Source organism: Parvibaculum sp., from assembly GCF_035511255.1.
Classification (GTDB): Bacteria; Pseudomonadota; Alphaproteobacteria; order Parvibaculales; family Parvibaculaceae; genus Parvibaculum.
Genome location: NZ_DATKFR010000251.1, coordinates 1 through 3,636 on the forward strand (window position 1 = coordinate 1; position 3,636 = coordinate 3,636).

Annotated in this window: 1 protein-coding gene and 1 pseudogene; both read left to right on the plus strand. The window is 60.8% G+C overall.

Features of this window, described 5'->3' with window-relative positions; all coding sequences use genetic code 11:
* On the plus strand, nt 1–511 hold a 511-nt coding region (locus VMR03_RS09945; protein ID WP_325404729.1), incomplete at its 5' end, for a methylenetetrahydrofolate reductase.
* Between the two features lie 20 nt (nt 512–531).
* Nucleotides 532–3,636: pseudogene (metH, locus tag VMR03_RS09950) on the plus strand (methionine synthase); the annotation flags it as partial.

Genomic DNA, 3,636 nt, shown 5'->3' on the forward strand with positions numbered 1-3,636 from the left:
CGATCTCGTCAGGGGCATCAGGCGGATTGCCGATTTCGAGGTGAGTGTCAGCGCCTATCCGGAAGGCCACCCGGAGTCGGAATCCTTTGCCGCCGACATCGAACTCCTGAAGCGCAAGGTAGATGCCGGCGCGACACGCGCGATCACGCAATTTGCCTTCGATACGGAGCGCCATGCGCGTTTTCTGGAGGAAGTCTGGAAAGCCGGCATCAAGGTGCCGGTGGTTCCCGGCATCATGCCGACGACGAACTTCAAGGGCACGAAGCGCATGGCGGAACGCTGCGGCGCCAGCATTCCGAAATGGCTCGACGACTACTATATAGGTCTCGACGACGACCTCGAGACGCGCAAGCTCATCGCGGCCTATGTCGCGGCGGAACAGGTGAACCGCCTGCGCGCCTATGGCTTCGATCGCTTTCATTTTTACACGTTGAATCAGGCCGATCTCACCTTCGCGATCTGCCACGTGATCGGGCTCCGTCCCGAGCGCGTCGCCGTACCGGCCGAGTGAGTGAGAGAAAGGACCGCACCATGACCAGGGACATCAAAAGCCGGGAAGAGCGTATCACCAGGCTGAAGAAAGAGATTGCGGAGCGCGTTCTGGTACTCGACGGCGCCATGGGCACGATGATTCAGGGCTACAAGCTTACGGAAGCTGATTTCCGGGGCGAGCGGTTCAAGGATCACCCGGTCGATCTGAAGGGCGACAACGAGCTGATCTCGCTCGTCCGCCCCGACATCCTGCGCGACATCCATCTCGAATATTTCCGCGCCGGCGCCGACATCGCCGAGACGAACACGTTCAGCGCGACCGTGATCGCCCAGGCCGACTATCATCTCGAATCCGTCGCCTACGAAATGAACGTCGCCAGCGCCCGCATCGCGCGCGAAGCGGCCGACATCGCCGAAAGCGAGACGCCGGGCCGCGTCTGCTATGTCGCGGGCGTGCTCGGGCCCACGAACCGTACGGCTTCGATCTCGCCCAAGGTCAACGATCCGGGCTTCCGCAATGTCAGCTTCGACCAGCTCCGCGACGCCTATAAGGAAGCGACGCGCGGCCTCATCGAAGGCGGCGCCGATATCATTCTGGTCGAGACGATCTTCGACACGCTGAACGCCAAGGCGGCGCTCTTCGCCGTCGAGGAAGTCTATGATGAACTCGGGATCGAGCTGCCGGTCATGATCTCCGGCACGATCACCGACATGTCGGGCCGGCTTCTCTCGGGTCAGACGCCGGAAGCCTTCTGGAATTCGGTCTCCCATGTGAAGCCGCTTTCGATCGGGCTCAATTGCGCGCTGGGTGCGAAGGAAATGCGCCAGCATGTCGACACGCTGGCGCGCGTCGCCAATGTGCGTGTCAGCGCGCATCCGAATGCCGGGCTGCCGAACGAAATGGGCGAGTATGACGAAAGTCCGGAACATATGTCCCACCTCGTCGGCGAATTCGCGACCTCGGGTATCGTCAATATCGTCGGCGGTTGCTGCGGCACGACGCCTGCGCATATTCACGCCATTGCCGAGGCGGTGAAGGGCGTCCGCCCACGAGAAATTCCCGAAATCGAGCCGCGCCTTCGCCTTTCCGGTCTCGAAGCCTTCACGGCACCTTGAGTTTTAGAAAAGAAACGTCATGACCAATCTCTCGGCCAACTTCATCAATATCGGTGAACGCACCAACGTCACCGGTTCGGCCAAATTCAAGAAGCTGATCGTCGAAGGGCGCTTCGACGAGGCGCTTTCCGTCGCTCGCCAGCAGGTCGAGAACGGCGCGCAGGTCATCGATGTCAACATGGACGAGGGCATGCTCGACAGCGAGCAGGCGATGGTGACCTTCCTGAATTTGATCGCCGCCGAACCCGACATTGCCCGTGTGCCGATCATGATCGACTCGTCGAAATGGTCGATCATCGAGGCGGGCCTCAAATGCGTGCAGGGCAAGGCGATCGTGAATTCGATCAGCCTCAAGGAAGGCGAGGAAGCCTTTCTTGAACATGCCCGCAAGCTGCGCCGCTACGGCGCGGCGACCGTCGTCATGGCCTTCGACGAGGACGGGCAGGCGGACACGGCGGAGCGCAAATTCGCGATCTGCGAGCGTTCCTATAATCTGTTGGTCGACAAGGTCGGCTTCCCGCCGCAGGACATCATCTTCGATCCGAATATCTTCGCGGTCGCGACGGGCATCGAGGAGCACAATAATTACGGTGTCGAATTCATCGAGGCGACGAAGCGCATTCGTCAATGCCTGCCCTATGCGCATGTCTCCGGCGGCGTGTCGAACATCTCATTTTCGTTCCGCGGCAACGAGCCGGTGCGCGAGGCGATGCATTCGGTGTTCCTCTATCACGCCATTCAGGCTGGTATGGATATGGGCATCGTCAATGCCGGTCAGCTCGCGATCTATGACGAGATCGAACCGGAGCTGCGCGAGCGCGTCGAGGATGTGATCCTCAATCGTCGGCCCGATGCGACCGAACGCCTGCTTGAAATCGCCGACCGCTTCAAGGGCGAGGCCGGCAAGAAGAAGGAAGAAGACCTCTCCTGGCGTGAGCTGCCCGTGAAGGAGCGGCTGACCCATGCGCTGGTGAAGGGCATCAACGCTTTCATCGAGGAAGATACCGAAGCGGCGCGCCGCGAGGCCTCACGCCCGCTCGATGTCATCGAAGGCCCGCTGATGGACGGCATGAACGTCGTCGGTGATCTCTTCGGCTCCGGCAAGATGTTCCTGCCGCAGGTGGTGAAATCCGCTCGCGTGATGAAGCAGGCGGTCGCCTATCTCATGCCTTTCATGGAGGAGGAAAAGCGCCTGACCGGCGCCGCGCAGAAACAGGCCGCCGCCAAGATCCTGATGGCGACGGTGAAGGGCGACGTGCACGATATCGGCAAGAACATCGTCGGCGTCGTTCTCCAGTGCAATAATTTCGAAGTGATCGATCTCGGCGTCATGGTGCCGGCGGCGAAAATTCTCGAAACGGCGCGCGCGGAAAAAGTCGACGTGATCGGGCTTTCCGGCCTCATCACGCCGAGTCTCGACGAGATGTGTCACGTCGCGGCCGAGATGGAGCGCGAGGGCTTCGACATTCCGCTGCTGATCGGCGGCGCGACGACGAGCCGTATCCACACCGCCGTGAAGGTTCATCCGAACTACAAGCGCGGGCAGGCGATCTATGTCACCGATGCGAGCCGTGCGGTGGGCGTCGTCTCCAATCTCATCTCGACCACGGCCAAGGAGAAATTCGTCGCCGACATCCGCGACGAATACGCAAAAATGGCGACGGCTCACGCCAATGCGCGCAACACGAAGGAGCGCCAGACCCTCGCGGCTGCCCGTGAACACAGGCTGAATATCGACTGGACGGGCTACAAACCGGTAAAGCCGACTTTCCTGGGTACGAAGGTGCTTGAGGATTATCCGCTCGAAAAACTCGTGCCCTATATCGATTGGACGCCTTTCTTCGCGACCTGGGAACTGGCGGGGCATTACCCGCAAATCCTGAAGGACGACAAGATGGGCGAGGCCGCGCAGGCGCTCTTCGACGACGCGCAGGAAATGCTCGCCCAGATGGTCTCAGAGAAATGGCTGAAGGCCTCGGCCGTCATCGGCTTCTGGCCGGCGAACCAGATCGGCATCGACGATATCGA